This is a genomic window from Pseudomonadota bacterium, from assembly GCA_027624955.1.
In the GTDB taxonomy this organism is placed as follows: domain Bacteria; phylum Pseudomonadota; class Alphaproteobacteria; order UBA828; family UBA828; genus PTKB01.
This window is the reverse complement of the sequence record JAQBTG010000010.1, coordinates 1-26,100: the sequence shown is the minus strand read 5'-3', so window position 1 is coordinate 26,100 and position 26,100 is coordinate 1. Positions and strand designations below refer to the sequence as shown.

Here is a 26,100-nt window from a genome sequence, read left to right as displayed (position 1 = left end):
TTTGACAACACTATCCCTTGATATGTTACTGGCCTGCAATGCGATCGGCAAGATGCCCGACGGCCATGGCGAAATAGGTCGAGCGGTTCCATTTGAGTGTCGTTTTGAAGTTGTCATAGACGAGAAAGGCTGGCCCGCTATCGCTACCGGGGAAAACAATGGAGCCCATCATACCGGCCACGATGGGAAGGTTTTGACCGTTGGCCCGGCGCACGCCAAGCGTCTGCCACTCGGCCAGCGATTTGGAAATTTTTAAGCTGGCGAGCGCAGCGTCGAAATTAGCGGGAAGCTGTATCTTGCGCCCCCATGTCTGGTCGCCCTTCCAACCGGACTTGGAAAGATAATTCGCCGCCGAGCCAAAGACATCCAATTTGGTGGTCCAGATATCGCGCCTGCCGTCACCGTCGAAATCGATGGCAAAGCGGACAAAGCTCGATGGCATGAACTGACTTTGCCCCATCGCGCCGGCCCAACTGCCGGTCATCGCCTCGGGTGCGATATGGCCTTCTTCCAATATTCTGAGCGCGTCCAGCAGCTCGGCGCGGAAATAGGCGCTGCGCCTGCCATCAAAGGCGAGCGTGGCGAGCGAGGCGATAACGGAAAAGCCGCCGGTATGCTGGCCGAAATTGGTCTCGATACCCCAGAGCGCCACAATAAATCGCGGCTGCACGCCATACACCTTCCGCACCGCCTCAAGCGCCGCGGCATTTTCTCTGAGCCTCTCGCGCCCCTTCGCCACGCGTGAGTTGGGCACCACACGGTCCATATACTGTTCGAAAGTAAGCGTGCCTTCGGGCTGCGAACGGTCGAGTTCGATCACCCGTGGGATCGGTTTCACGTCGGCCAAGGCGGCATCGAGGATTACGGCAGAAATCCCCTGCCCCAGCGCCTCAATTCGCAGTTCTTCAAGCCAAACCGCAAAATCCGGTGCGTCGCCTTCTGCGCGAGCGGTCGGGCTGCCGAATGGGCCGGACATCGGCAGAAGCGCGAGCGTCAGCAGAGCAAACAATAATATTCGCAAACGCCACATATTCGACTCCACACAAATGCCAAGAAAGGTCGCCCTATGCCACAGTCAGACGAGAACAGCAACAGTTCGCCGCCGCAACTCACGCGGGTTTGAAAGTGAATTTCCCCTAAACCGCGGCGACTATGAAAGTTATTCGAGCAAAATTGATCAAGAAATATGGTGAGACCGCGTGAAACTGTCCAGCCGCCGCCTATGAACTCGAGCGTTGTGCCGCCGCAGATTAGGCATATTCCAAAAGGATATTAGGGCGTAGGCTTGCTGGAGAGAGTGTGACAGGGATAGGGAAGGAACAACATTATGCCGCAACAGATAGAGCGCATGGATCCGGCGCGGACGGTTTTAATCATCGTCGATATGGAGAATGATTTCGTCAAACCCGGCGCCGCCTTCGAAGTGCCAGCCGGCCGCGAGATGCTGCCCAAGCTGAAAGAGCTGATCGGCTTTTGCCGGGGCACCGGGATCAGCGTCATCTACACTACCCACGCGCATCGGCCGGATGGCACAGACGCCGGACGCTTCGCCGATATATATCCGGCCATTGCCGAAGGCCGAGGGCTGGTGGATGGCTCTGACGGCATTGAGGTCTACGCTGACATCGCGCCCGAGCCCGGCGAAGTGATCATCAAGAAGCACCGCTATAGCGCGTTTTTCGGCACCGATCTCGACATGATCCTACGCGGCCTCGGCACCGACACGGTAATCGTGACCGGCGTCACCACAGAGAATTGCTGCCACGCCACGGCGCGCGACGCGATGTTCCGCGACTACCGCGTCGCCTTCATTTCAGATTGCACTGCCACCCTCGCCTACCCCGACCTCGGCTACGGCGCCCTCTCCGCCGACGAACTTCATCGTTCCACCTTGATAGCGCTGGCATTCTCCACTGCGCATGTCATGACGGCGGCAGAGTGCATCGAAAAAGTGAGGGAGGAAGCGAATAAGGCGGCGGCAGAATAACGCTATTCGGCGGAATCTCGGTACTGTTAGGCTCGCCCAAGGCCAAAGGAAATATGGGCGGCCGACCGAGTGATTGGGTTGTGCTTGGCAGAATCTAAAACGCTTTGTTGAGGGGCACTGCCCAAATAGTCTCTAGGCGGGACCTAGTAAGCGCCGCTCCGCGCTCCTCAACCGTACTACCACCACCAGTCCGATCGCCGGGCCGATCAGCATCACCCACCAGAAATTTTCCCAGCTGCCGAAGCTGCTCGTCAGCGCACCCATGATCGGCGGGCCAAGCAAACTGCCGATGGTCGCGCCCTGAATGACGAAGCCGTTCGACATCGCGTTTTGTGCTGGGCTCGGCGCATGTGCAGCCGCGCCGGCGAGGCAGGCGGCGGGCAACAGGCCGGAGAGCGAGCTGAAGGCGATGGCCAACAGGATTTTTCCATCGCCGCCGACGGCGGCGGAAAACACCAGCGGGATAGTCGTCGCCATGATGACGAAGGAGAAGGCGATCAGACTCCAGCGCGGGGCGCCGCGCCGCATCATTATCCAGCCGGCGGCGAGGTTGCCGAACACATTGACGAACACCACAAGCGCGGCAAACAGCGATGCGTTGGTCAGCGAGCGGCCCTGGGTCTCGATCAAAAATGTCGGCAGCCAGGTCATGACGGCGAACCATTGCAGCGAATAGAGCGTAAAAATAACGCCGAGCAGCCACGGGCCGGGGCGCGCCATCAAGGCTTTGGTGCCGGGCCAATCGAAGGCGCGCGGTGCCTCGGCATGTGGTGCTTCAATTCTGGGCGCGCCGTCGTTTGCCTGTTGTAGCGATCGGGGCTCCTGCCCACGCCGGCTTTTCGGGCGCAGGCCGAGCGGCAGAACAGCGATGAAGGCGGCCAAGACAGCGGCGTTGACCAGCCACAGGCCTTGCCAGCCGATGCCGTCCAGCATAAACGGTGACAGCACCATGATGATCGCCATGCCCATCGGCATGAACGTCGACCAGATGCCGATGGCTAACGGCACATCGCCCGGCCGCGCAGCGCCGGAGATGATTTTGGGCGCCGATACAGCGACGGCAATATACCCCACACCCTCAATCACGCGCGTGGCCAGCAAGATGCCGGTCTCGGCGGCAAGGCCGCCGATCAGGCTGCCGAGAGCCAGAAGGATGAGGCCGCCAAACAGCAGACGGCGCTCGCCAAACCGGTCGGCAATGGCGCCCACGGCGACGCCGAACAGCGCGCCGACGACGAAAAACAGCGACGCCACCAGGCCGGCGGTAACGCGGGATAGCTCCAGATCCTCGGCTATGACCGGCAATGCCGGCGGCACCTTGCCGACCTGCATCGCGGTGATAATTCCCGCTCCGACCGCCAGCAGGATGATGGTCCAGTTGGATTGCTGGTCTTTATTCACTTTTCGTTTGATCCCTCAGGAGCCGGGCGGCCGCGTCCGCTCTCTTGGCTGCCTCGTATTAACTCGGGCGCGCGGTCGCTCTTGCCGGAATGCATAGAGCATTCCGATTGGCGGTGCCGGTGGGTAAATTTATTAATGGTGCGCTCACAGCACTTCGGGATTGACGACATAGGCCGGGTCGAGTTTGCCATCCATGGCGTCGAGCGAGTTTTGCGCGCAGACGATGGCGGAGCGGTGAAAGCATTCGCGGGTGAGGCCGCCGATATGTGGGGTGAAGACCATGTTGGTATGGCTTAGGAGCGCGCTGCCGGGCTCCGGCGGTTCTTCTTCGAACACATCGAGACCGGCGGCGTATATATGACCCGACGTGATCGCCGCGCTTAACGCATCGCCATCTACCACCTGGCCACGCGAGGTGTTTACCAGCAAAGCGCCATTTTTCATGCTTGCCAGGGCCGGCGCGTCGATCATGTGACGGGTTTCGTCGTTCAATGGGGTGTGCAGGGTAACGATATCGGCGTCGGACAGTGCCGCGGCGAAATCCGGCGCCGGCGTGAATCCCGCAGCGCTGATCGCGGTTTGCGGGATGTAAGGGTCACACACCATCACCTCCATGCCGAAGGCTTTGCAGCGCGGCGCCACGCGGCTGCCGATGCGGCCGAAGCCGACGACGAGCACAGTTTTCTCATACAGCTCGATGGTGTGAGCGGATTCACGTATCTGCCACCAATCGCCGCTGCGCAAAGCCGCGTCATAGACCAGGCCCTGCTTGGCGGCGGCCAACATGAGATAAAGCGCGAGCTCGGCCACGGTGACCGAGTTGGCATCGCCGATGGTGGCGACGGGAATGCCGCACGCACTGGCCGCAACCATATCGATATTGTCATAGCCGACGCCGTGGCGGGCGACGACCTTGAGATTTGGCGCGGCGCGCAGATCGTCGGCATCGAGCGGCAAATAGCGCAGGATAATAGAGTCCGCGTCGGCCAATTCACGGCGCAGACGCTCTCGTTCATCGCGTTCGACGGTGACGATTTCCATGTTTTCACGCGCTTCGAGCAGGGCGCGCGCTGCTGGGTCGACGGCGTCATGAATGATGACCTTGGGCATGGCTATTCTTTTCGATTGTCGAGATGGGTCCCGCTCGGTCATTCTGTAGCGAAATGCCGCCGAGCGGGCAATGCCAACCACCGAAAGAGGCGAACGATCATGAGCGGACAGCAATCAAATTCAGCCGAGGCACGCGACCTCGCCTATCACCTCCACTCCTTCACCCATCTGCCGAGTTTGGCCGAGGATGGGCCACTGGTGCTAGAAAGCGGTGACGGCATCTACGTTATCGACAATCAGGGTCGACGCTACATCGAAGGTATTTCGGGCCTGTGGAACATCGTCGTCGGTTTTAGCGAGGAGCGCATCGCCGAAGCGGCTTATGCGCAAATGAAAAAACTGCCCGCCTATCACACCTTTTTCGGGCGCACGGCCGCGCCGGTGATCGATCTCGCCGAGCGTTTGATCGAACTGGCGCCGGTGCCGATGAAGCGCGTCTATTTCGTCAATTCTGGCTCGGAAGCCAATGACACCGCGATCAAGATGCTGTGGATGTTGAACAAAGGCGCCGGTCGGCCGGAGAAGCGCAAAATCATCTCGCGCAAGAACGCCTATCACGGCACCACGGTCGCCTCGTGCAGCCTCAACGGCAAACCATATATCGAGTGCTTCGGTCTGCCGCTCAAGGAAATCCTCTATACCGATTGCCCGCATTATTGGCGCGACGGCAGACCCGGCGAAAGTGAAAGCGATTACGCTCAGCGTCTGGCTGACAATTTGGAAGCCCTGATCCAGGCCGAAGGCGCCGATACGATTGCCGGCTTCATCGCGGAGCCCGTGATGGGCGCCGGCGGCGCGCTGGTGCCGCCGCAAGGCTATTTTGAAAAGATCGAGGTGGTATTAAGAAAGCACGATATCGCTATTATCGCCGATGAGGTGGTGTGCGGCTTTGGCCGGACGGGCAGCATGTGGGGCTCGCAAACCTTCAACTTCCGCCCCGATATCATTTGCACCTCGAAATGCCTGACGGCGGGTTATTTCCCGATGGGTGTGGTGCTGATGTCGCCTGAAATCGACGCGCAATTGATGCACGCCGCCGAGGCGTTGGGCGAATTTCCGCATGGCTTCACCACGGCGGGCCATCCCGTGGGCGCCGCGGTTGCGCTAAAAACCTTAGAGTTGATCACCGAGCCTGGCGGCATGTTCGAAAATCTCTGCAATGTGGCGCCGCGTTTCCAGGCGGGATTGCAAAGTTTTGCCGATCATCCGTTGGTCGGCGAGGCGCGCGGCGTCGGCTTGATCGGTGCATTGGAAATCGTCGCCGACAAAGCCAGCAAAACACCCTTCGCCGAGGAACATCTAATCGGCGAGCAGGTGGTGCGCGCGGCGCAACGCAATGGATTGATCCTCCGGCCGATCGGAGAATCGGTGATCTTCGCGCCGCCGTTCATTATCAACGAGGCCGAGATCGATGACATGTTCGTCCGCACCCGGAAAGTATTGGACGAAATCGAAGCACTAGTTCAAAGCAATGGATTGCGTGCTGCCGCCGTAGCCGCAGCCGCAGAATAACACTTAGCATTCGGGAGAAATAAGTAATGCCTATCGGAGTGAATTTACCAAGCGTTGCCCGGGTCCGGGAATTGGCCGAATCTTTCGGCATCGAAATGAGCCAAGAAGAAGGAGTGGCCTACCAGGGATTTATGCAGGGCGTGGTCAATTCCTCGCGCCGCGTCGACGCCATGACCGAGGACAAGCCCGAGGTCAAATATCCCCGCACCCCGGGTGCTCGCCCGAAGCCGGAAGACAATCCTTATAACGCATGGTATTGGCGCTCGGATATCAAGGGGTCGGGCAAGGGAATTCTCAAGGGCCTCAAGGTCGGCGTCAAAGACGCGGTCTGCGTTGCTGGCCTGCCGATGATGAACGGCAGTCGCCTGTTCGAGGGCTATGTGCCCGATATCGACGCCACCATCGTTACCCGAATTCTCGATGCCGGCGGCACCATTATCGGCAAGACCAATTGCGAGGATATGTCGTTCTCGGGCGGCAGCCATACTTGCGCTCTCGGGCCGGTGCGCAATCCGCACAATCCGGGTCATTCGGCCGGCGGCTCGTCAGGCGGCAGTGGCGCGTCCATCGCTGCGGGCGATTGTGAACTCACCACGGGCGGTGACCAAGGCGGATCGATCCGCATTCCCGCGTCTTGGACCGGCATCGTTGGCCACAAACCAACCTATGGCCTCGTGCCCTACACCGGCGCCATGATGATCGAAATGACCATGGATCATGTTGGCCCTATGGCGGACAATGTGGAAAATTGCGCTCGCTTGTTGACGGCGATGGCTGGTCCCGACCCGCTCGATCCCCGCCAGCGCGGCGTTATTCCAAAGAACTATGTGAAGGATTACACCGCCGCCCTCGGCAAAGGCTGCAAAGGGCTCAAGATCGGCGTGCTCGAAGATGGCTTCGGCTTTCCCGATCCGTGGGGCGATACCGGGCTGCCCGGAAGCGAAAAAGGCGTCGATAAGAAAGTGCGGGAGACGATCGCGCGTCTCCAAAAGAAAGGCGCAAGCGTTACCAAAGTTTCTAATCCGCGCCATCAGGATGCCTTTCATCTATGGAGTATCATTATTCTCGAAGGCTCCACCGCGTTCATGTTGAAGGGCAATGGCATCGGCACCAACTGGTCTGGATTCTACAACACCCAGCTACTCGACAATGTGGCCAAATCTGCAAAATCCCGCATGAACGACATATCCGTTTCAGCCAAGCTCGTTTTGCTAGCGGGCGAATATTTACAGAATGATTATTACGGTCGATACCATGCCAAGGCGCAGAATATTCGCGCCCAGATCAACCGCTCGTATGATGAATTGCTGGAGAAGTACGATGTCCTCGTGATGCCGTCGGTGCCCATGGTGGCGCCGCCAATTCCCGACAATGATTCACCGTTGGAAGAGCGTGTCGGCAATTCGCTTAACATGATTCACAACACCGCATGCATTAATCTCACCGGCCATCCGGCTATCAGCGTGCCGTGTGGGATGAGCAACGGACTGCCGGTTGGCTTTCAGGTTGTCGGCAAGCATTTCGATGATCTGACCGTTTTGCAGGTCGCCGATGCGGTGGAGAAACTCGGCAACTGGAAAAATATGTGATACCGAAATGCATTTTAAATTCCGGCATGCGCGCCAAGATAAGGCCGCGGTCGCGGCCGCCTGGCGCTTGAAGGAACATATAAAGAGGCGCGCCCGAGTTAGTTAATACGAGTAGCCCTCAGGGAGCCATGTGGCGCGGGCGCGCCGGCCCGGTGTTAAGGGCTATTAAATTAAAGATGACCGGTTGCGCCTGGCCTAAGAGGGCGCGGTCAGACAATCGTCAGGCAGGCAGTCGATAGCCGTAAAGTCGCGATGGGCGATCCATTCCGGGCGCTGAAACTTACGGATATGGTTATCGACATGGCAGGCGCTGATATAGACGATGGTGCGGCTGAAGGGGCTCATGTTCCCGGGCGAACCATGTACGAGATTGCCGTGGAACATCAGCACCGAGCCGGCTTTGCCCAATGGTGCAACCATGCCTTTTTCATCGGCGAGACGGGTGACGGTTTCCTTGTCGAGTGTCCACAATGGATAGGACGTGGTGGCGAGGTCATGTCCAGCGCCAAAGACGCCGTCACGATGGCTGTCCGGAATTAACATGAGCGGGCCATTGAAGGTGGTTACGTCTTCCAGAAAGAGGGCGATGTTGAGCGCCCGAGCATCAGGCATGTCATCGTCGCGCTGCCAGGTACCGTAATCTTGATGCCATTGCCAGACATCGCCGTCAAAGGCGGCTTTGGCGTTGACCTTGAACTGATGCAGATAAACATCGCCGTCCAGGATTTGGCGTACCGGTTCGATCAGCCTGGGATGGCGACTGAGGCGCCTAAAGGGTTCGGAGTAGTATTGCGCTGCAAAGGCGGTGCGCGGTGTCTCACCATCTTTCTCACGCACCACCTCTTCGCGCCGAAGCGAAAAGATGCGCGGCACGTCTTCTGTAAGAACGGCGACTTCCTCGGCGGAGAACAGGTTTTCCAGAAAAAGCCAGCCGCTGCGCTCGAACTCGGCCAATTGATTTTGGTTTAATTTCATATTTGTTGCCCCTCAGACGGCGGGTGGGCGCGGCCAAGCTTTTGGCTATCGCGTATCAATTCAGACGCGCCGTCGCTCGTGTCAGAACGCCAGTCGCATTCTGTTTCTGTTTCACGCATATCGTAGCGCAGGGCCAACCCGTCAGACCATCGCCAGAGCGTAAATCTCGTGCTGATAGCCTTCTAGGTAAAGGCCAGTGCAACCGATCGGGGTCCACGCCGGTCCCCTGCCCTTGCCCCAAATCTCTTCGCCGACCTTCATCACTTGGCTCCAAGCGCGCGGGTCTTTATGAAATGACGTGATCTCGACCACATCGGCGAGGCTGGCGCCGTGTTTTTCCAATATGCCGCGGATCTGGCTGAAGCAATAGCGCGCCTGGGCCGCCGGGTCGCCTGGTGCGATGATATTTTTCGCTCCATCGGACGCGACTTGGCCGGAAATGCCGATCAGCCGGCCTTCCTTCTTTTTCGCCGCCCCCGCGATGCGCTCTTTATACCAATGCACGCTCGGGATATTGGCAGCGATGCGCGGGCCTTTGCTGAAATCGGCGATCGCGCGGTAGGCGCCGACCATGCCGATCTTGTGAAATCCTGTCATGGCGATGGCGGTATAGGAGGTCACGCCGTTGACCGGCACGTTTTGCACCACTTCGTTGCACCAGCAATTGACCGCATCGTCCATGCCGCGTGCGTCCTGATTGAAGCAGATCATATCAACCACATCCTCGAGACTGGTGCCACCGGCCTTCAAGGTATCGCGCAAAAGGTCGTAACAAACACGCGCCTGAGCATAGTGATCGCCGGGTGACACGACATTTCCTGCCGCATCGGCGGAAACGATGCCGGAGGTGAATAGATAATCGCCTTTGGTGCAGGCCGCCGACATCGGCAGCTTGTTCATCCAGGTCATCGATTTAGGCGTGACGCATTTCTTCTTGCCGGCGCCGAGATGGGCAATTGCGCGGATACTGACGAGAAATTCCGGACCGTATGTGCCGTGCATGCCGAGCGCCGTCCAGGCCGGAAAATCCTTCTTGAACACCTGTCGTCCGACATCGAAGACGGCGTCAATATCACGCACATCGGAATGAAACGACATGATATCGACAATGTCCGCCATCGAACCGCCGGCCTCGGTGACTAGCGCCTTGATCTTGTCGAAGGCCGCCCGCGCTTGCGCCTTCACATCGCCGAGATGGCCTGGTTTGAGATTGGTGTCGGCACTCACTTGGCCCGAGATAAAGAGCAGATCACCGGCGCGCACCGCTGCCGACATTGGGAGCTTCTGCGCCCAATTATGGCTCTTCGGTGTGAAGTAGGTTTTTTTGTCGGCTGGCATGTTCGTCCCCTTATCCCGATGCTGGTTCTGCGTTTCACAAAAGACTTTATCGCATTTCACGACGCCATAAAGTACCGTTTGTTGAACGCAGCAAGAGGAAAAATTTTATGAGCCAACCGAAAACTCTGTTGGAAATGGCCGGTGCCGATATGACGCCAAATGCGCTTTCCGATTCCGCTCTCGTCCTGATCGATTGCCAAATGGAATATGTCACTGGCGGCGTGCCACTGCCGGGCGTGGATGCAGCGCTTGCGGAAGCCGGGCGGGTGCTGGCGCGCGCACGTGCCGCCGATGCGCCGATCATTCATATCGTGCATAAAGGCCAGGCTGGCGGCGCTTTCGATCTCGACGGTGCGGGCGGCCAGATCGCGCCGCAAGTGGCGCAAGCCGGCAGCGAAACCATCATCAGCAAAGACCTGCCCAACGCCTTCGCCGGCACTATCCTGCATGACAAGCTGCAGGAGCTAAATACGAAAAATCTAATATTCGTCGGCTTCATGACCCACATGTGCGTCAGCGCCAGCGTGCGCGCGGCGCTCGACCTCGGCTACCGATCCACCCTCGTCTCCGCCGCCGCCGCCACGCGCGATTTGCCGACCCCCTCCGGCGGCGTGATTGACGCCGCCAGCCTGCATGACGCCAGCCTCGCCGCACTCGGTGACAGGTTCGCAATAATTGTCGAGCGCGCGGATCAGTTGCCGGATTAGATTAACGGAAGATATGTGCCGGCGGCCAAGCACGGAGCCAAGACGACAGGCCGCCGGAGCTCCAGTAGCAATGCGGAAATACGGCTACCAGCCATGACAGAGCTTGGGACCGGTTGACGGCACAGGCGTCTAACACTGCCCCGCCTCCCCGCTAAAGAAGATCTGCCAAATCGTCATCAAAAGCGTGGCACTCGGTCTCGGCGACTGCTCCCCCCTTCTCCGCCGCCGCGGCGAAGGGCGATATGCCGGCGCCGGCGGAGCATCTGCCCGCATTACAATTAGACATACCGGGATAAGGAGCTGCATAAAGCCCGGACAGTTCCTTTGCCAATAGGCCTCATTGCATTGCAGGCTGGTAGTGCAGCAATCCACCATGCTTCACCTTGATAACGAATATTTACACGGGCCGCCGGATCGGCGGGAAGCGATATGACGGCAGATACCTTCACTGTTGTGGCGGTCATCACAGTTCTCTCGGTCGTTCAATCAATATTCGGTATGGGCGTGCTGATTTTCGGCACGCCAACGCTGTTGCTGCTGGGCTATGGTTTTACCGAAGCCATTAGCCTTCTTGTCCCTGCATCATTCGCCATTTCTCTCCTGCAGGTCACGACCTCCAAACAAGACCGGGTCGCCGTCTCACGCAATCTCTATTTAATTTGCCTGCCGGGAATCGGGATTGGGCTGTGGGTTATTCAGGGCAGCGCCCTGGGCTCTTGGGTCAATATTTTGATCGGCGCGGTGATGTTAATCTCGGCTGTCTTTAGGCTGTGGCCGCGCTCTAATGCCTGGATCTCGGGCGTCGTCAAGAAACATTCGATGCTGTATCACGCGGTCATGGGCCTCATTCACGGCATGACCAATCTCGGCGGCGCCCTCTTAGCGATTCTCGCCACCGGTCAGCACAGCGAAAAAGGCGCTATCCGTTATACGGTCGCACATTACTATCTCGCCTTCGGCGCGGTCCAGATATTGATGATTGTGACATTCTTAGGCGAAGCCGAGAGACTGCTGCACAGTCTGCCGATGGCCGGCATCGCAGCGGCGATCTATCTGCTGATCGGCAACCGGCTCTTTTTGCGCACTGCGAACCCAATATACCAAAACGGCCTTACACTCTTCATCGCTGCTTACGGAATCGCCGCTCTGCTCAGCCATTGACCCTGTTCCGGGAACCGTGCTCAGCTTGATGCAGGACGCAGACGGTGTGCGGGAGGCGCAATTGCCACAAATTGAATCGGGGACCACGTGGATCGGCCGCTCGGTCAGGCGCAAGGAAGACCACCGCCTGACGACCGGAAAAGGCCAATATTTTGGCGACGTCAAGGCGCCGGAGGCGCTTTGTTTGATGTTCGTGCGCTCCGAACACGCGCATGCACGGATCGTCTCGATCGATACCGCGGCCGCAGCCGCGATGCCGGGCGTTATCTGCATTGTGACCGGCGAAACGATCAGGCATGAGATCAAGCCGCTGCCGCAGCCGGTGGTAGTTCCCGACCTCGAGGCGAATTTCCCGACCTTTTGGCCGTTGGCGGTGGGCAAAGCAAAGTTCCACGGCGAGCCGGTTGCCGCCATTGTCGCCACCGATAAATATCTTGCCGCGGACGCCGCCGAGGCGGTTCTCGTGACCTATGAGCCACTACCTTATGTCGGCGATATGGAAGCGGCGCTGTTGCCCGAATCACCCATCGTTCACGACGGCTGGGACAGCAATGAGATATTCGCCAAGACCGTCACTGGCGGCTTGACCCCAACATCCCAGGCGGCGAATGAAGCGGAGGTTGAGCGTCTGCTCGGCGGTGCCGAGGTCGTCGTCAAGCAGCGTTTTCGCATGCACCGCTGCGGCGTTACGCCACTTGAGCCACGCGGCGTCCTGGCGCGCTGGGATTCAGTCGACGGACTGACGGCCTGGATCACCACTCAGCGGCCGCATATTGACCGCCTGGCCATGTCGGATGTGCTCGATATTCCCACCGACAAGCTGCGCGTCATTGCGCCGCGCGACCAAGGCGGCGGGTTCGGCGTCAAAGCGCCCTTTTACCGTGAAGCCATTCTGGTCTGTCACCTGGCGCGCAAACTGGATGCCACGGTGCGCTGGCAGGAAACCCGCCAGGAACATCTCATGGCGGTGAGCCAGGAACGTGATCAGCTTCACGACCTCGAGATCGCAGCAAACCAGGACGGCCAAATTGTCGCGCTGCGCGATCGCGGCGTGGCCGATAATGGCGACGGTTGCGCCGGCGTGTACTGGGGCTTCGTTATGCCCTTCATGGGCGCCGCGCTGATGCCGAACGCCTATGATTTGCCGAATTGCGATATTTCCATGCGAGTCGCGATCACCAACAAATCGGTGCTGACCCCGGCGCGCTCATTTGGTGCCTTTCCCACACGCTTTGCGTTGGAACGCGCGATCGACATGGTGGCCCGGCGTATCGGCATGGAGCCGGCAGAAGTCAGGCGCATAAACTTGATTCGCGACCTGCCCTATACCACGGCCACCGGTCTCAATTATGACAGCGGCAACTGGATCGGCGCCTATGATCTTCTGCTGGAGCGCATTGACCTGGTGGGTTTCCGTCGCCGCCAAAAGGCGGCGTTGCGCGAGGGGCGTTATATTGGCGTCGGCTTTGGGGTTGGAGCCGAAACATCGGGCGTTGCCTCCGAAGTTTTGGTGCCGATGGAGAATCAGCCGGGCTATGGCTCGGCGACCGTGCGCGTTGACCCGCGCGGCAAGGTCGCGATTTTCGAAGGCGATGCACCGCAAGGGCAAAGCCATGAGACCACCATGTCCCAGGTGGCGGCGCATGAGTTTGGCATCCTCCCGGATGATGTCGCGCTGACGACAGGCGATACGGCAACAACGCCGCTTTCCTCGGGCACCGTTGGCGCGCGGGCCGGCTCCTACACAGTGAGCGCCGTTGCTGCGGCCTGCCGCGTACTGAAAGATAAAATGGCGCGCTTTGTCGCGCATGACCTTGAGCTTGATGCGACAGCCGAAGATTTTGTCTTCGCCGACGGCAACATCATCTATTCGAAGGACAATAATCGTCGCCAGCGTTTTTGCGATGTGGCCGAGAGAATCATTATGGCGCCGATCAATATGCCGCCAGGTGAAAGCGCCGGGCTCGAGCACACCGCCTATTTCGAAGCACCCACGCAGATGTTTTGTTTCAGCGCGCATGCCGCGACGGTGGAGGTCGATATCGCAACCGGGCAGTTCGAGATCACCCGCTATGTCACCTCGGAAGAAGTCGGCACTGTGATCAACCCGCAAGTCGTCGAGGGGCAAATCCAGGGCGGCGTCGTTCAAGGCTTATCGAACACCATGTTCGAGGAGTTCATTTACGATGAGAACGGCCAGCAACTGACGGCGGATTTCGAAAACTACAAATTGGCAACCGCTGCTGATGTCCCGAATATCGAGGTCTATCACGATGCCAGTGAGCCCTGCCCGTACACTCCGCTTGGCTCTCGTGGACTCGGCGAGGGCATTCCGGCGCCTGTGCCGGGTGCGCTTACCAACGCCATATGTGATGCGCTCAGCCCCTTCGGAATCGAAATCAATGAGTTGCCATTGCGCCCAAACAAGATTTGGCGGCTCATCCAGGAAGCAAAGCAGGCGGCAGGCTAATTCCTGGGCGGGCAACGCCATCGATTTCGGTAAAATCGTGGCGGGAAAACAAGTGCTCGATGCAGATTGGCGCAGCGGCATAACCGGCGCGCGAGTGGCGGCCCAAATAAACGGCAGGCACCCGGCGCGGAGCGACGCTGCCGTGCTGCGCTAGCCCTTAGGCCGGCTCGCTCATATGGCCGTATAGCCGCCGTCGATGACCAGTTCAGCGCCGGTGGTAAAGGCTGATTCGTCTGAGGCAAGATAGAGCACGCCATTGGCGATATCTATGGGCTCGCCAACACGGCCGATGGGATGGAGCTTGCCGAACTCCGCCTTGCCGGTGGCGACATCGCCATACATGCTCATCGCCGCATCTTCCATCATCGGCGTATGAATGAAAGCGGGATGAATGGAGTTTACACGGATGCCGTATTCGGCGCATTCGAGCGCGGCACATTTTGTGAACAGGCGGACGGCGGCTTTGCTCGAGGTATAGGCCGCTCTTTTCGCGATGCCGGTAATGCCCAACACAGAGGATATATTGACGATAGATCCGCCGCCGCCGCGGCGCATGAGCGGTATGGCGTGTTTCGTTCCAAGGAATACGCCGTCCACATTGACCGCCATGATACTGCGCCAATCTTCCAGTGCGGTGTCTTCAATATTTTGCCACATGGTGATGCCAGCATTGCTGACCAAAATATCAAGCCGCCCGTGTGCTTCCTCGATCGATTTTAAGGCGGTCTGCCAATCGGCTTCCTGGGCCACATCAATCGGCAAGAATGTCGCCTCGCCTTTCGCTTCTAATATTTTTGCGACTACGTCGTTGCCGGCTTCCTCATTTCTGCCGCTGACATAGACGTGGGCGCCTTCCTCAGCAAGACGCAACGCCACCGCAATTCCAATTCCCGCGGTCGCGCCGGTGACGAGGGCGATTTTGCCTTTGATTCTAGCCATGCGTGCTGCCCTCTCCCGTTAGCTTCAGTGCCCGGTTTTAGGGCGCATCGCCAAATTTTGTCAAGAATAGCCGACGTCTCGGCCTGTTTCGACTTTTACACAATTTCTTGCTGGTTAATGTGTACGCAATGTTGTTGTTCTCGATGTAGGCTCCATACCCTATACTTTTTTAAACCTTTATTGTGATGCCAATTGCACGGAGAACGCCGATGTCCGCGAATAATTTTCGGATGGACGAAAGTTTGTTGAAGGAAGTGGCGAAAACCCGCGCTGGCCTACATGAATCCAGACATTTGCCAGGCTGGTTCTACACGTCGCCCGAACTCTATCAGCATGAGGTGGAGACCATTTTTATGAAGGAATGGCTCTGCGTCGGACGACTTGAGGAATTTCCCAATCCCGGGGATTACGCTGCAATTCGCATTGCCGGCGAGCCGGTCCTGATATGCCGCGACACCGCAGGGAAAATGAACGCCTTTCGCAATGTCTGCCGCCACAGGGGAGTCGAAGTTGCCTCCGGACGGGGCAATCTGTCCAAATTCACCTGCCCCTATCATGCGTGGGTCTATGATTTGCAAGGCCAATTGCTGAATGCGCCGCTCGCCACTGAAGTTCAGGGCTTTGATGTCAGCACATGCGGTTTGCCGCGCGCTCAAATCGACGATTGGGGCGGCTATATATTCATCAATTTGGATCCTAATTGCCAGAGCCTGGCAGACTATCTTGATGAAGATGGTATTCGCGAATTCGCGGCCTTTCTGCAGCCGGAGAATACCCGCCTTTCACATAAGCTCGAGGTCGTCGTGCCATGTAATTGGAAATTTGGGCCCGAAAATTTCATGGACATGTACCATGTCGGCGTCATTCACAAGGGTTCGTTCGGAGGCCATTTCCCGGTCTCCAATTTCCGCTTCAATCTGAACAAATATGGCTATGACGCGACCTATGAGAGCCACACAATGGCGCCAAATGGTGTGACCCTGTTTGACACCATGCCTTGGCTGCGCGGCAAGGTGACGGATCTTTTTGCCTGCACCACCTTTATGCGCCCGACCATGAATTTATTTGGCCGTCATGATCTGATCCAGCCCTTGGTGACGCTTCCGCTCGACGAGAAATCTAGCCTGGTCACTGTCTATACCCAGCTGCCGGAAGAGTATTTCGATGCTCCGGGCTTCGAAGAGAAGAATAAAATCTACAGTGATTTCATCGAATTCGTCGTCACCGAGGATTATGAAATGCTGGAATCGTTACAGAACGGCGTCGCTTCGAGGGCCTTCGTACCCGGGCCGATGGCAAATCTTGAGCGCGCGATCCATCACTTGCTGAATTATTATCTCGATCGTTTGTTGCAGGACGACGACGCGGCTCGGGCGCAGCGCCTCGACGAAGGCCGGACCGCGATCGAAGTTGCTAAAGCCAAACACGGCGCAGCCTGTGACGGTGGCTACTCGGAATCCTTTCAAGCGGCCGAGTGATACCGCAAGTAAGGGATTCCTTCGTTTCGGGCGGAACCACCTAATATCTCGGGTTATGCCGCATTAACTTCGGAATGCTATATTGCAAAGTTCTTGGCGGCGGAAATGAACCGGAGCGGGTTTTTAGGTGTTCGATTGATTAGGACTAGCCAAACAGATTATTTTTCCGTGCGGAATTCCGCGTTATCATTTGGATGGCACATGGCGGGGAGCGGCTTCGAGATATGAGTTCAATTCTCGAATTCCTAGAATTTATCGAGCAACCGGGGCAACAGACGGTTCGCGATCTGCTCGACCGTGTTCTTCTGAAGGCGCGACAAATGACAGGCGCTGAGGCGGGCTCGATATTCATCGTACGCAAAACCGGCAAGCAGAACTGGCTTGTAGCCAGCAGCATACAAAATGACCGCATCAGGCTGAGCAAGGCGGATTTCCGCATTCCAATCGTGCCAACCTCAATCGCCGGCTATGTAGCGTCGACAGGCGAAACGGTACTGATCGACGATCTCTACTCGATTCCGAAAAATGTCCCGTTTGATTTCGACCAATCCTTCGACAAGGCGACCGGCTATCGCTCGTGCTCAATGCTGGCATTCCCGCTGACAAATTTTCAGAAAAAAGTAATTGGCGTTGTGCAGCTTATCAATCGCAAAGCAGGTAAGAAAAAAGAGACTGTCGCCTTCAAAGACGCGCAAGCGGATCTGATAATGCCGTTCAATCATATTGTCGGCCGTGTCATTGAGCGTGCTGATATGCTTGAACAAATAAACAAAAGCAACTCTGATCTGAGAGTCAAGAACAAGGCCTTGCGCACGCAGCAATCTCAGATCGAGGAGTTACAAAAAGATACCGAAGAAGCCTTCATGGTGTCCATCCGTCTACTTGCCCGCGCCGCCGAAGTACATGACGAAGACACCGGAAATCACATTATCCGATGCAATGAATATGCCTATTTAATGGCCAAAAAAGTCGGCATGCCGACGGAATTTTGCAATGAAATTCACTTCAGCGCCCGACTACACGATATTGGCAAGATGAGCGTGAACTCCGCGATTCTAACCAAGCGGGGGCGTCTCAACGATGATGAACGCTTCGAGATGAACCAGCATACCACCTACGGCCATCAGATTCTGGAGCGCTCCGATCGTTTGCAAATGGCTGCTGATATCGCGCGCTCACACCACGAGCAATGGAACGGTGGGGGCTATCCGGACGGCCTAAGGGGCGAGAAAATTCCGATTTCGGCGCGTATTATGGCGATCGCCGATATTTATGACGCACTGCGCTCGGAGCGCGCCTACAAGCCGACCTTCAGCCACGAAAAGACGTATAACATACTTACCGTCGGGGATGACCGCCTCACCCCGACAGAGCATTTCGAACCAAAACTGCTAGATGTCTTCAAAACTTATCACCAAGAATTCAACCGATTCCGCAAGCGTTTGGAGGATTAGAGCGCGGGGTTCTTGCACGGAGCTCTGTCGGACTAAATCGCGGCAAACGAACTGTTCAAGCTAATCTAGGCGCCGTCGTTTTCCAGCAGCCGAAGTGTGGCCTTGCCGGCGGTCAAGGAGATTCCGGCGGCCTCGGCTTCTGCGCTGCGATCGATACGCAGCAGAGCCAGCGCCTGATCACCCACACTGGAGCAAATTTCACCGGCTTCCTTGTCGTTTGCCATAATCGGTGTGCCGGGCGCCGGCACCGCGCCGTCGACGAAGACGCGCTGAAAGCGCCGGCGCACCAGACCGCGATATTTGGTCCGCGCAGTCAGCTCCTGGCCAACATAGCAGCCCTTCTCGAAATCCACCCCTTTTAGGGCTTCGAAGCCAAATTCCATCAATGTGGATTTATTGACGGTCATGTCGCGGCTGCCGTCGGGGACGCCTGCGGCAATCCGGAGGCGTTCATAATCCACCAATGTGCCGGCCGGAATTCCGGCCGCCTCGAACTGGCCAAAACCGGCGTCGCGCGGAACGAAAGCGCGTAGTCCCGGCATCTGTGGCCTTGGATCGCGGTAGATCAGCCCGCCACTTTCGAGCGGCGCCGCGGCGCCGGGCTCAGCCAACGAAAACCCCAACTGGGCTTCGGCATTGTCGCCGAGAAGAGCGACGACACGCCAATCCTCCGTCGCATCCGACAATTCGATATCTGCGCGCAGGCGGTACGCACCGAAACGCTGGCCCAAATCCATCAGGCGTGCAGCCTCGCAATCGAGCAGGAAGGCGCCCGCCGCGCAGGCAACCATGAAATCATGCAAATACTTGCCCTGAGGAGTGAGCAGCGCGGCATACACCACCCGGCCATCGCCGACTTGCGCAATATCATTGGAGACCAAACCCTGGAGGAATTCCGCTGCATCTCCGCCGGTTACTGCAAGGACGCCCCGGCTCTCCAATTCGATGTAACAAATACCTGTCATAACGCGCCATGAATTGTTAACGACTATGTTGTTCGACAATGAGTTAGGGCGAATTGCGGCGCTTGGCAAGGTGTCGTGTTCCAGGGTGCTTGGCAAGCCGATTGGGGATGGCTATAAGGCCGGAAGATGTTGGTTACTCTGGTCGATGATTCCATACCCTTCAACGGGATGACACCCGCCTATCAGCCGCTCGGTGGAGCGGAAAAGGCGTTTGCCAGCCTGCCCGCTGCCTTGGCACGGGCCGGACATGTGGTGCGCGTGATTAACCGCACACCGAACGCCATGGGTTATGAAAACGTCAGTTGGGTCGATTGGGACGGCCGCCGCCCGCCGATCACCGAGGTGCTGATTGCATTCCGCAAACCCCGGCTGCTGGAATTCGTGCGCGCCACCAAAGCCCGCATATTGTGGCTTACTGGCCCAGCCGAATATCTCGACAAGCCGCAAGTAACGGACATGTTGCAACGCACCGAGGCGCGCTTGGTGTTTCTCGGGCGCAGCCATCGGGAGACTTACACAGGCACCGGAGAATCTTCGACTCGCAACATTTCACCTGGCGTCCGCGAGGAATACCGCGAAGCCGATGAAATGGACCCGAGTGACCCGCCGATCGCCATTGTCACCACACATCCCAAGCACGGGCTTGAATGGCTTCTCGATATTTGGACCACGCAGGTCCGCCCGAAAGTTCCGAACGCCGAGTTGCATATCTATTCCGCAGCCTTCAAGCAGGCCGAAGCCGGCGAAACCCTGCCCGACGAGCTCAACGAAATTTACCGCAAGGTCATCGCCGCCGAGCAGAGCGGCATCATAATCAAGGCACCTGCGGGAGACCGGGACATGTCCCAGGCGTACCGGCACGCCCGAGTTCATCTTTATCCCGGTTCGGAAAAAGAAATGTATTGCTCCACGCTGGCCGAATCACAGGCCGTCGGAGTGCCGGCTGTGGCGCGCCCGATGGGCGCGGTCAAAGAACGTGTCATTGGCGACAAATCGGCATTTTTAACTGATTCGAAAAGTGATTTCGCCGATCACGCGGTTCGTATGCTGAGCGACGACGACGAGTTCAAATCCGCCAGCATCGTGGCGCGGCGCCATGGGCGTTCGAGAAGTTGGGATACAACGGCAAGCGAGTTCGAAACCATCTTTCGATGAAGCTTCTCTTCATCACCTCGACGCGCATCGGCGACGCGGTACTCTCCACGGCGCTGCTCTCCCACCTCATCGAACAATATCCTGACTCGGAGATCACCATCGCCTGCGGCCCCGCCGCCGCGCCGTTGTTTGCTGAAACACCCCAGGTAGCGCGCGTCATTGCACTGAAGAAGCGCCGCTTGGCAGTGCACTGGCTGGCTCTCTGGTGGCAGTGTTGGCCGAATTACTGGCATTTGGTGATCGATCTCAGGGCGTCCGCCCTTTCCTATTGTCTGATGGCGCGCCGGCGTATGGTCTGGCGCCCCAATAGTGGCGCGGCGCACCGGCTGGCCTCGCTGGCTGAACTTGCGCGCTTGCCCGAACCGCCGCCGCCGCATTTGTGGATCGGCGCGGCGCAGGAAAACGCCGCGGCTCGTGTATTGCCCGAGGGGCCGGTTCTCGCCCTCGGCCCGACCGCCAATTGGCGCGGTAAGCAATGGCCGGGCAAAAATTTCGCTGAGCTCGCGGTTCGCCTGACCGCCAGCGACGGAATTCTGCCGGGTGCGGCGGTGATCATCCTTGGCGCGGCGTCGGAGCGCGCTGCGGCGGCTGCGGCGATCGACTCACTTCCGGCAGCCCAAGTACATGACCTGGTGGGCAAGCTCGATTTGCTAACCGTCGCGGCCCTGCTTGCGCGTTGCGATTTCTATGTCGGAAATGATTCCGGGCTCATGCATATTGCTGCTGCTTCTGGGGTCCCGACACTAGGCCTGTTCGGGCCGAGCCGGGAGGCGCATTATGCGCCCTGGGGCGCACAATGCGCGGTCGTACGGACGGGTCTGGATTATGACGAATTGGTCGGCGGAAGCGGCTACGATCACAGGACGACCGGGAGCCTGATGGACAGCTTGACCGTGGAGATGGCCGAGAACGCTGCACGTGAATTGTGGGCGCGGGTTTTGGATACGCGCTCATGAACGCTGGCGGAACCGAGGCATCGTCAGCGCCAAAACTGTCGGTCGCATTATGCGTGCACAACGAGGCGGAACAATTAGCCGAGTGCTTGGAGGCGCTCGCTTTCGCCGATGAAATTATCGTGGTGCTTGACCGCTGCAGCGACGGCTCCAAGGAGATTGCCGAAAGGTTTGGTGCACGGACGGTTGCTGGGGACTGGCCGCTCGAGGGGCCGAGACGCCATGCCGGCATCGATCTCTGCACCGGCGACTGGATTCTCGAAGTGGATGCGGACGAGCGCGCCTCCGAAGCGCTGGGCCGGGAAATCCGCCAGACCATCGCCCATGCCGCGCCGGGATATTTTCTTGTGCCGTTCGACAACTATATAGGCGCCCGCCTAGTGCGCTACGGCTGGGGCGGCTCATGGGGGGTGATGGCGGCACCCCGCCTGTTCACGCCGGGCGCCAAGCAGTGGGGGTCGAGCCGCATTCATCCGCCGCTCATACTGAGCGGACCCAAGCGCTGGCTGCACACGGCTATGACACATTATGTCGACCGCGATTTTGCCGACATGATCTCTCGCCTGCAACGCTATAGCGATGCCCGAGCAGCAGATTTACGTGCTAGCGATGTTAAGTTGCCGCCCATGATTTGGACGCTGCGGCGCTCAATCTCGCGCTTTCTAAAATGTTACTTTATGCGCAAGGGTTACCGCGAAGGCCGCTGGGGCTTTGCTATCGCCCTCATGGCGGCGCTCTATCCCCTGCTCTCTCACCTCAAGGCCGAGTTGGACGATGAATAGCGCAGGCGGCGCATCTGGCTTGCGCTTGTTGCAGGCGATCGCTGGCGGCGAGCATGGCGGGGCGGAGACTTTTTTTGTGCGCTTGGCGCTGGCGCTGGCCCGCGCCGGCGTGGATCAACATATTCTGGTACGCGATGGGCGGCCCTGGGTAGCCGCGCTGCGCGATGGCGGGCTTGAACCGGTGGCGCTCCCCTTTGGCGGCTGGACGGATTTCACAACGCGCCGCGCATTTGGGCGGGAAATTAAGTCGTTCTCTCCGCATGTCGTCCTTACCTGGATGAACCGGGCAAGTCATCTATGTCCGGCCAAAGTCGCCGATCACGGTTTTACCCATGTCGCCCGCCTCGGCGGTTATTACGATCTCAAATATTATACTTCCTGCGATCATCTGATCGGCAATACCGAGGGCATCGTGCGCTACGTTCGGAGCGAACTCTGGCCAGCGGAACGAAGCCACTACCTCCCAAATTTCGTTTCTGCCGAACCGGCGCCGGCAGTCGTGCGCGGCGAATTGGAAACGCCAGACCGCGCGCCGCTGGTGGTGGCGCTCGGCCGTCTCCACGTCAACAAAGCGTTTGACCAATTGCTGTACGCCCTTGCCGAATTGCCGGACACCTACGCATGGATCGCCGGCGATGGTCCGCTCAAAGCGGAATTGCACGCCCTTGCGGACAGCCTCGGCGTTGCGGCGCGGGTGCGCTTTCTGGGTTGGCGCGAGGATGTCGGCGCGCTATTGGCGGCGGCTGATATATTCGTTTGCCCATCGCGCATCGAGCCGTTGGGAAATGTCGTGATCGAAGCCTGGGCGCATGGCACGCCTGTGGTCGCCGCTGCCGCGGCCGGGCCGATAAGCCTGATCACGTCCGGCGAAACCGGGCTGCTGGTCCCGTTGGAAGATGCGCCGGCTTTGGCGACTTCGATTCGCACCCTGATCGATAACCCGGAATTGGCAGCAAGGCTGGCGAAGGCCGGGCGCGCGGCCTATGCCGAAACTTACACAGAAGCGGCCATCGTCCGCCGTTATCTGGATTTCTTCGAACAGGTACGAAGCTGATGTGCGGCATTGCTGGCCTCATGACGCTGGATGCCACACGCCCAGACATCAGCGCGGTTGATCGTATGGGCGCTGTATTGACCCACCGCGGGCCCGACGGCAGCGGCGCCTATGCCCTACAGGATGTAGCATTCGCGCATACCCGGTTGTCGATCATCGACCTCGTCACCGGAGATCAGCCGCTGAATGATGGTGCCGGCGCGACCCTGATCGCCAATGCTGAATTTTATAATTTTGTTGAGTTGCGCTCCGAGCACCCGGATCTCGAATTTACGACGCAATCAGATTGTGAAGTGCCGCTTCGGCTTTATCCAGGCGCTGGCGTGGACGTCGCACGCGACCTGCGCGGTATGTATGCCTTGGCGCTGCACGACCGTCGCGCCAATAGCCTGTTGTTGGCGCGTGATCCGTTCGGCATCAAGCCGCTTTATTATGTCGAAGGTGCATTCGGTTTGGCCTTCGCATCTGAGCCCCGGGCCCTAATCTCCGGCGGTTTCGCCGTTGCTTCGGACCTTTCCCGACGCGCCCAGAATGAGCTGCTGAGCATGCAGTTCACCACCGGGCGCGACACGATCTACCGTGATATCAAACGAGTACTGCCGGGCGAGACCATTCAAGTTCGTGCGGGACGCATCGTCGAGCGCCGCCATATCTCAGCCCTCCCGACATCATCGGCACCAGAAGTGCAAAGCGAAGATGAAGCGCTCGAGCGCCTCGACGCGGCGCTGATGGATAGCGTGATGGTGCATCAGCGTTCGGACGTGCCCTACGGCATGTTTCTCTCCGGCGGCATTGACAGCTCCGCCCTGCTCGCCGCCATGGCACGGCTGAATGAGACGCCGGTGCGCGCCTTCACGATCGGTTTCTCAGAAGGCGACGCGCATGACGAACGGGCCCATGCCCGCGCTGTGGCCCGGGCGGTTGGCGCCGAACATGTGGAGATCGAATTCGATGAGAAGGATTTTCTCACCCTTTTGCCGCGCGTCGCGGCGGCGCTCGATGATCCGGTGGCCGATTACGCCACCTTGCCGACCTATAAGCTCGGGCAGACGGCGTCTGAGGAATTGAAGGTAGTACTGTGCGGCGAAGGCGGCGATGAATTGTTCGCCGGGTACGGACGCTACCGGAGCGCCACGCGGCCGTGGTGGCGCGGTGGTGCCAAAGCCATGCGGGCGCGCTCGGCACTGGAGCGGCTCGGCCTGTTGCGCGAAGCGCCACATGGTTGGCGCGACGGTGTGGCGGCGGCCGAACATCTGGCGCACGGCGCCGGCCTCACCCCCCTCCAGCGGGTGCAAACAGTGGATTGCGCCGAGTGGCTGCCCAATGATCTGTTGATCAAACTCGACCGCTGCTTGATGGCGCATGGTGTCGAGGGCCGCACGCCGTTCCTCGACCCCGCCGTAGCGGAGGTCGCCTTCGCCCTGCCGGACAGCCTCAAGATTCGCGGGCGCCTCGGCAAATGGCTGCTCAGAAAATGGCTCGATTCGCGGCTGCCGGAGGCCCGTGCCTTTGAGCACAAGCGCGGCTTCACTGTGCCGGTTGGGACCTGGATCAACCGCCATGGCGCGAATCTCGGCGCGCTGGTGGCCGAGCAACCGGGCGTCGCTGAATTGTGCCTGCCCGACCAAGTGCGCGGCATATTCAAAGACGGCGGCAAACACCAGAATTTTGCCGCCTGGATTCTGCTATTCTACGCTACCTGGCACCAAATCCATGTTCTCGGCCATCCGAGCGATGGCGATGTGTTCGACTGCTTGGCGGCTTAATCTTCCCAAATCCGTGGCGGCGCAGCTGTTTGCGCTGATTTTAGACGCAGATCTATCGAATTTCGAATGACGCCTTCTTGCACCCTGCCGCCTGCGGGTGATATTGCCTTTGCTGTCCAGTCGGCGGATCGCTTCAAAGTAATTTGAAAGTTCGGCATTTGAGCAAGAGCATGGATGGGTGCCCGAGTGGTTGAAGGGACCGGTCTTGAAAACCGGCAAGGGGTAACACCCTTCGTGGGTTCGAATCCCACCCCATCCGCCAAAAAACATACTATCTTATTGATTTTGTTCGATAAACTAGATTTATTCCCAGCTTATCCCACATTCTCTCCCACACTTTGAAAACGATGCTGCTTCTTTCGATGCTGCGAGGCGCTAATCGCGGTAGGTCCGTATTGCGTCGCGGTCGAGGTCGGAAGCAGGGACCAGCTTATAGTGCCGTTCCTCGACAACCTTTACCTCATCGTCTTGGAGTGTCAGCTCAAAGAGGGCAACGACGTTGTCGGCCATAAATCTGTATGGGACGCTTATGGGTAACCGTTAGTCTTGGTGGGTCTACTCAGACAATCTTCTGAGCTATGAACCCTGACGCACCCTTACCCTTAGCGTGGATAATTAATCCCCCAAAGCGCTGAAGTACGCCGCCGATAGGAACATCCACACAAAGAACGATATGACACCGGACCCAAATTCCCCCAGACTGTCTCCAGAGAGTTCCAGAAAGATTGCCACCTTCGGCATATGCTCAGCCAAGCCAATAATGATGGCATCACCCGGCAGATGAAAGATTTTGCCCGATAACAGCCAGAAGTCGGTGATCGTCGTCATGCCATCGGGTTTTTGATCGAGACGCAGCCACTCTCCCAAATTCCAGCCGCTTTCAGCCATCACCCTACCCACCTGACCGGCGGCGCGCTGTCGTAGAGGCGGAATCCGCCGTCCACCTGGCTGATCTTCGCTGACGGGTAGACTGCCGTCGCCTGGCGCAGCGCCGCCTTGAAGGTGGCGTGGAACCGCTTCAGATCGGCGACATCGGGGCCGAACTGGTCGCGCAGCGCGTACCAGCTTACGAAATCGCCATTGGCGCGCCTGACGCGCGGCAGGCGGTGCGTCAACCAGGTATAGACCCGCATTTCCCAAGTGACCGAACCATTTGATGCGGTTTGTGTCTGATTCATGTATAAGAATCAGAAGCTTATATCAGACAGAGGGCGGCTCGGATGCGGAACCCGGAAGGTGAATCGGATCGCCACCCACTTCGGCCCTGTTTCGACCGCCGCCTGAAGCTGGAGTTCCACGGATCG

General features: G+C 58.5%; 22 protein-coding genes and 1 tRNA gene. 14 read left to right on the top strand and 9 right to left on the bottom strand.

The features are described from left to right. Positions 1 to 25: 25 nt before the first annotated feature. Entirely contained in the window at positions 26 to 1,030 is a 1,005-nt protein-coding gene (locus O3A94_05640; protein MDA1355737.1) for a lytic murein transglycosylase, read from the bottom strand. A gap of 297 nt (positions 1,031 to 1,327) precedes the next feature. Between O3A94_05640 and O3A94_05635 the strand changes: the two genes are divergently transcribed. Beyond that, positions 1,328 to 1,987: a cysteine hydrolase gene (locus O3A94_05635; protein MDA1355736.1), complete on the top strand. Its 660-nt coding sequence runs from the start codon at positions 1,328 to 1,330 to the stop codon at positions 1,985 to 1,987. Positions 1,988 to 2,119: 132 nt separating this feature from the next. Here the strand turns inward: O3A94_05635 and O3A94_05630 are convergent, their stop codons facing one another. Together O3A94_05630 and O3A94_05625 are read right to left on the bottom strand one after the other, a co-directional pair. After that, positions 2,120 to 3,388, bottom strand: coding sequence for an MFS transporter (locus O3A94_05630; GenBank protein ID MDA1355735.1), 1,269 nt, complete (start codon positions 3,386 to 3,388; stop codon positions 2,120 to 2,122). A gap of 144 nt (positions 3,389 to 3,532) precedes the next feature. Continuing rightward, positions 3,533 to 4,498 (bottom strand): hydroxyacid dehydrogenase, encoded by a 966-nt coding sequence (locus O3A94_05625; GenBank protein MDA1355734.1) that lies wholly within the window; start codon positions 4,496 to 4,498, stop codon positions 3,533 to 3,535. Positions 4,499 to 4,597: 99 nt separating this feature from the next. Between O3A94_05625 and O3A94_05620 the strand changes: the two genes are divergently transcribed. Together O3A94_05620 and O3A94_05615 are read left to right on the top strand one after the other, a co-directional pair. Further along, positions 4,598 to 6,010, top strand: coding sequence for an aminotransferase (locus O3A94_05620; GenBank protein ID MDA1355733.1), 1,413 nt, complete (start codon positions 4,598 to 4,600; stop codon positions 6,008 to 6,010). A 26-nt stretch (positions 6,011 to 6,036) separates the two neighbouring features. Beyond that, positions 6,037 to 7,599 carry an amidase gene (locus tag O3A94_05615; protein ID MDA1355732.1) on the top strand — a complete coding sequence of 521 codons (1,563 nt, stop codon included), beginning with the start codon at positions 6,037 to 6,039 and terminating at the stop codon, positions 7,597 to 7,599. A 195-nt stretch (positions 7,600 to 7,794) separates the two neighbouring features. On the opposite strand, the gene O3A94_05610 is transcribed toward O3A94_05615, so the two are convergent. Beyond that, complete coding sequence (locus O3A94_05610; GenBank protein MDA1355731.1) at positions 7,795 to 8,574, bottom strand: phytanoyl-CoA dioxygenase family protein; 780 nt, start codon at positions 8,572 to 8,574, stop codon at positions 7,795 to 7,797. A gap of 141 nt (positions 8,575 to 8,715) precedes the next feature. After that, positions 8,716 to 9,912, bottom strand: coding sequence for a Rid family hydrolase (locus tag O3A94_05605; protein ID MDA1355730.1), 1,197 nt, complete (start codon positions 9,910 to 9,912; stop codon positions 8,716 to 8,718). A 107-nt stretch (positions 9,913 to 10,019) separates the two neighbouring features. On the opposite strand from O3A94_05605, the gene O3A94_05600 reads away from it, so the two are divergent. From O3A94_05600 to O3A94_05590, 3 genes are all read left to right on the top strand, one after another. Beyond that, on the top strand, positions 10,020 to 10,619 hold the full coding sequence (locus O3A94_05600; GenBank protein MDA1355729.1) for a cysteine hydrolase family protein: 600 nt from the start codon (positions 10,020 to 10,022) through the stop codon (positions 10,617 to 10,619). 429 nt (positions 10,620 to 11,048) lie between these two features. Further along, entirely contained in the window at positions 11,049 to 11,780 is a 732-nt protein-coding gene (locus tag O3A94_05595; protein MDA1355728.1) for a hypothetical protein, read from the top strand. 28 nt (positions 11,781 to 11,808) lie between these two features. Continuing rightward, the gene (locus tag O3A94_05590; GenBank protein ID MDA1355727.1) at positions 11,809 to 14,250 is read left to right on the top strand and encodes a xanthine dehydrogenase family protein molybdopterin-binding subunit; all 2,442 of its coding nucleotides are present in this window, start codon (positions 11,809 to 11,811) and stop codon (positions 14,248 to 14,250) included. A gap of 171 nt (positions 14,251 to 14,421) precedes the next feature. Here the strand turns inward: O3A94_05590 and O3A94_05585 are convergent, their stop codons facing one another. Continuing rightward, positions 14,422 to 15,189 carry a glucose 1-dehydrogenase gene (locus O3A94_05585; GenBank protein ID MDA1355726.1) on the bottom strand — a complete coding sequence of 256 codons (768 nt, stop codon included), beginning with the start codon at positions 15,187 to 15,189 and terminating at the stop codon, positions 14,422 to 14,424. Positions 15,190 to 15,398: 209 nt separating this feature from the next. On the opposite strand from O3A94_05585, the gene O3A94_05580 reads away from it, so the two are divergent. Further along, positions 15,399 to 16,667 (top strand): aromatic ring-hydroxylating dioxygenase subunit alpha, encoded by a 1,269-nt coding sequence (locus O3A94_05580; GenBank protein ID MDA1355725.1) that lies wholly within the window; start codon positions 15,399 to 15,401, stop codon positions 16,665 to 16,667. A 224-nt stretch (positions 16,668 to 16,891) separates the two neighbouring features. After that, on the top strand, positions 16,892 to 18,121 hold the full coding sequence (locus O3A94_05575; protein MDA1355724.1) for an HD domain-containing protein: 1,230 nt from the start codon (positions 16,892 to 16,894) through the stop codon (positions 18,119 to 18,121). Between the two features lie 65 nt (positions 18,122 to 18,186). Here O3A94_05575 and O3A94_05570 read toward each other — a convergent pair whose 3' ends face one another. Then, positions 18,187 to 19,125, bottom strand: a complete 939-nt coding sequence (locus tag O3A94_05570) for a folate-binding protein (GenBank protein MDA1355723.1) — start codon at positions 19,123 to 19,125, stop codon at positions 18,187 to 18,189. 87 nt (positions 19,126 to 19,212) lie between these two features. Here O3A94_05570 and O3A94_05565 point away from each other — a divergent pair, with 87 nt between their 5' ends. The 6 genes from O3A94_05565 to O3A94_05540 all read left to right on the top strand — a co-directional run bounded on the left by O3A94_05565 (position 19,213) and on the right by O3A94_05540 (position 25,058). Next, positions 19,213 to 20,241, top strand: coding sequence for a glycosyltransferase (locus O3A94_05565; protein ID MDA1355722.1), 1,029 nt, complete (start codon positions 19,213 to 19,215; stop codon positions 20,239 to 20,241). Further along, positions 20,238 to 21,197 (top strand): glycosyltransferase family 9 protein, encoded by a 960-nt coding sequence (locus O3A94_05560; protein MDA1355721.1) that lies wholly within the window; start codon positions 20,238 to 20,240, stop codon positions 21,195 to 21,197. The genes O3A94_05565 and O3A94_05560 overlap by 4 nt, the downstream gene beginning before the upstream one ends. Continuing rightward, a complete protein-coding gene (locus O3A94_05555) occupies positions 21,194 to 21,976 on the top strand; it encodes a glycosyltransferase family 2 protein (protein MDA1355720.1) in 783 nt (260 codons plus the stop codon). Before O3A94_05560 ends, O3A94_05555 begins: the two co-directional genes overlap by 4 nt. Beyond that, positions 21,969 to 23,030 (top strand): glycosyltransferase, encoded by a 1,062-nt coding sequence (locus O3A94_05550; GenBank protein MDA1355719.1) that lies wholly within the window; start codon positions 21,969 to 21,971, stop codon positions 23,028 to 23,030. The genes O3A94_05555 and O3A94_05550 overlap by 8 nt, the downstream gene beginning before the upstream one ends. Further along, positions 23,030 to 24,796, top strand: coding sequence for an asparagine synthase (glutamine-hydrolyzing) (gene asnB / locus O3A94_05545; protein MDA1355718.1), 1,767 nt, complete (start codon positions 23,030 to 23,032; stop codon positions 24,794 to 24,796). Before O3A94_05550 ends, asnB begins: the two co-directional genes overlap by 1 nt. Before the next feature lie 172 nt (positions 24,797 to 24,968). Beyond that, positions 24,969 to 25,058: transfer RNA gene (locus O3A94_05540), tRNA-Ser, on the top strand. 353 nt (positions 25,059 to 25,411) lie between these two features. Here the strand turns inward: O3A94_05540 and O3A94_05535 are convergent. Continuing rightward, positions 25,412 to 25,684 (bottom strand): hypothetical protein, encoded by a 273-nt coding sequence (locus O3A94_05535; protein MDA1355717.1) that lies wholly within the window; start codon positions 25,682 to 25,684, stop codon positions 25,412 to 25,414. Then, positions 25,684 to 25,974, bottom strand: coding sequence for a hypothetical protein (locus tag O3A94_05530; protein MDA1355716.1), 291 nt, complete (start codon positions 25,972 to 25,974; stop codon positions 25,684 to 25,686). Before O3A94_05530 ends, O3A94_05535 begins: the two co-directional genes overlap by 1 nt. Positions 25,975 to 26,100 lie beyond the last annotated feature (126 nt).

Bases quoted from the DNA above. Each gene is read 5' to 3' on its own strand.
- O3A94_05635 (MDA1355736.1), top strand. From the start codon at position 1,328: ATGCCGCAACAGATAGAGCGCATGGATCCGGCGCGGACGGTTTTAATC.
- O3A94_05530 (MDA1355716.1), bottom strand. From the start codon at position 25,974: ATGAATCAGACACAAACCGCATCAAATGGTTCGGTCACTTGGGAAATG.
- O3A94_05555 (MDA1355720.1), top strand. From the start codon at position 21,194: ATGAACGCTGGCGGAACCGAGGCATCGTCAGCGCCAAAACTGTCGGTC.
- O3A94_05640 (MDA1355737.1), bottom strand. From the start codon at position 1,030: ATGTGGCGTTTGCGAATATTATTGTTTGCTCTGCTGACGCTCGCGCTT.
- O3A94_05595 (MDA1355728.1), top strand. From the start codon at position 11,049: ATGACGGCAGATACCTTCACTGTTGTGGCGGTCATCACAGTTCTCTCG.
- O3A94_05600 (MDA1355729.1), top strand. From the start codon at position 10,020: ATGAGCCAACCGAAAACTCTGTTGGAAATGGCCGGTGCCGATATGACG.
- O3A94_05575 (MDA1355724.1), top strand. From the start codon at position 16,892: ATGAGTTCAATTCTCGAATTCCTAGAATTTATCGAGCAACCGGGGCAA.
- O3A94_05610 (MDA1355731.1), bottom strand. From the start codon at position 8,574: ATGAAATTAAACCAAAATCAATTGGCCGAGTTCGAGCGCAGCGGCTGG.
- O3A94_05535 (MDA1355717.1), bottom strand. From the start codon at position 25,684: ATGGCTGAAAGCGGCTGGAATTTGGGAGAGTGGCTGCGTCTCGATCAA.
- O3A94_05605 (MDA1355730.1), bottom strand. From the start codon at position 9,912: ATGCCAGCCGACAAAAAAACCTACTTCACACCGAAGAGCCATAATTGG.
- O3A94_05615 (MDA1355732.1), top strand. From the start codon at position 6,037: ATGCCTATCGGAGTGAATTTACCAAGCGTTGCCCGGGTCCGGGAATTG.
- O3A94_05590 (MDA1355727.1), top strand. From the start codon at position 11,809: ATGCAGGACGCAGACGGTGTGCGGGAGGCGCAATTGCCACAAATTGAA.
- O3A94_05560 (MDA1355721.1), top strand. From the start codon at position 20,238: ATGAAGCTTCTCTTCATCACCTCGACGCGCATCGGCGACGCGGTACTC.
- O3A94_05585 (MDA1355726.1), bottom strand. From the start codon at position 15,189: ATGGCTAGAATCAAAGGCAAAATCGCCCTCGTCACCGGCGCGACCGCG.
- asnB (MDA1355718.1), top strand. From the start codon at position 23,030: ATGTGCGGCATTGCTGGCCTCATGACGCTGGATGCCACACGCCCAGAC.
- O3A94_05580 (MDA1355725.1), top strand. From the start codon at position 15,399: ATGTCCGCGAATAATTTTCGGATGGACGAAAGTTTGTTGAAGGAAGTG.
- O3A94_05550 (MDA1355719.1), top strand. From the start codon at position 21,969: ATGAATAGCGCAGGCGGCGCATCTGGCTTGCGCTTGTTGCAGGCGATC.
- O3A94_05565 (MDA1355722.1), top strand. From the start codon at position 19,213: ATGTTGGTTACTCTGGTCGATGATTCCATACCCTTCAACGGGATGACA.
- O3A94_05625 (MDA1355734.1), bottom strand. From the start codon at position 4,498: ATGCCCAAGGTCATCATTCATGACGCCGTCGACCCAGCAGCGCGCGCC.
- O3A94_05620 (MDA1355733.1), top strand. From the start codon at position 4,598: ATGAGCGGACAGCAATCAAATTCAGCCGAGGCACGCGACCTCGCCTAT.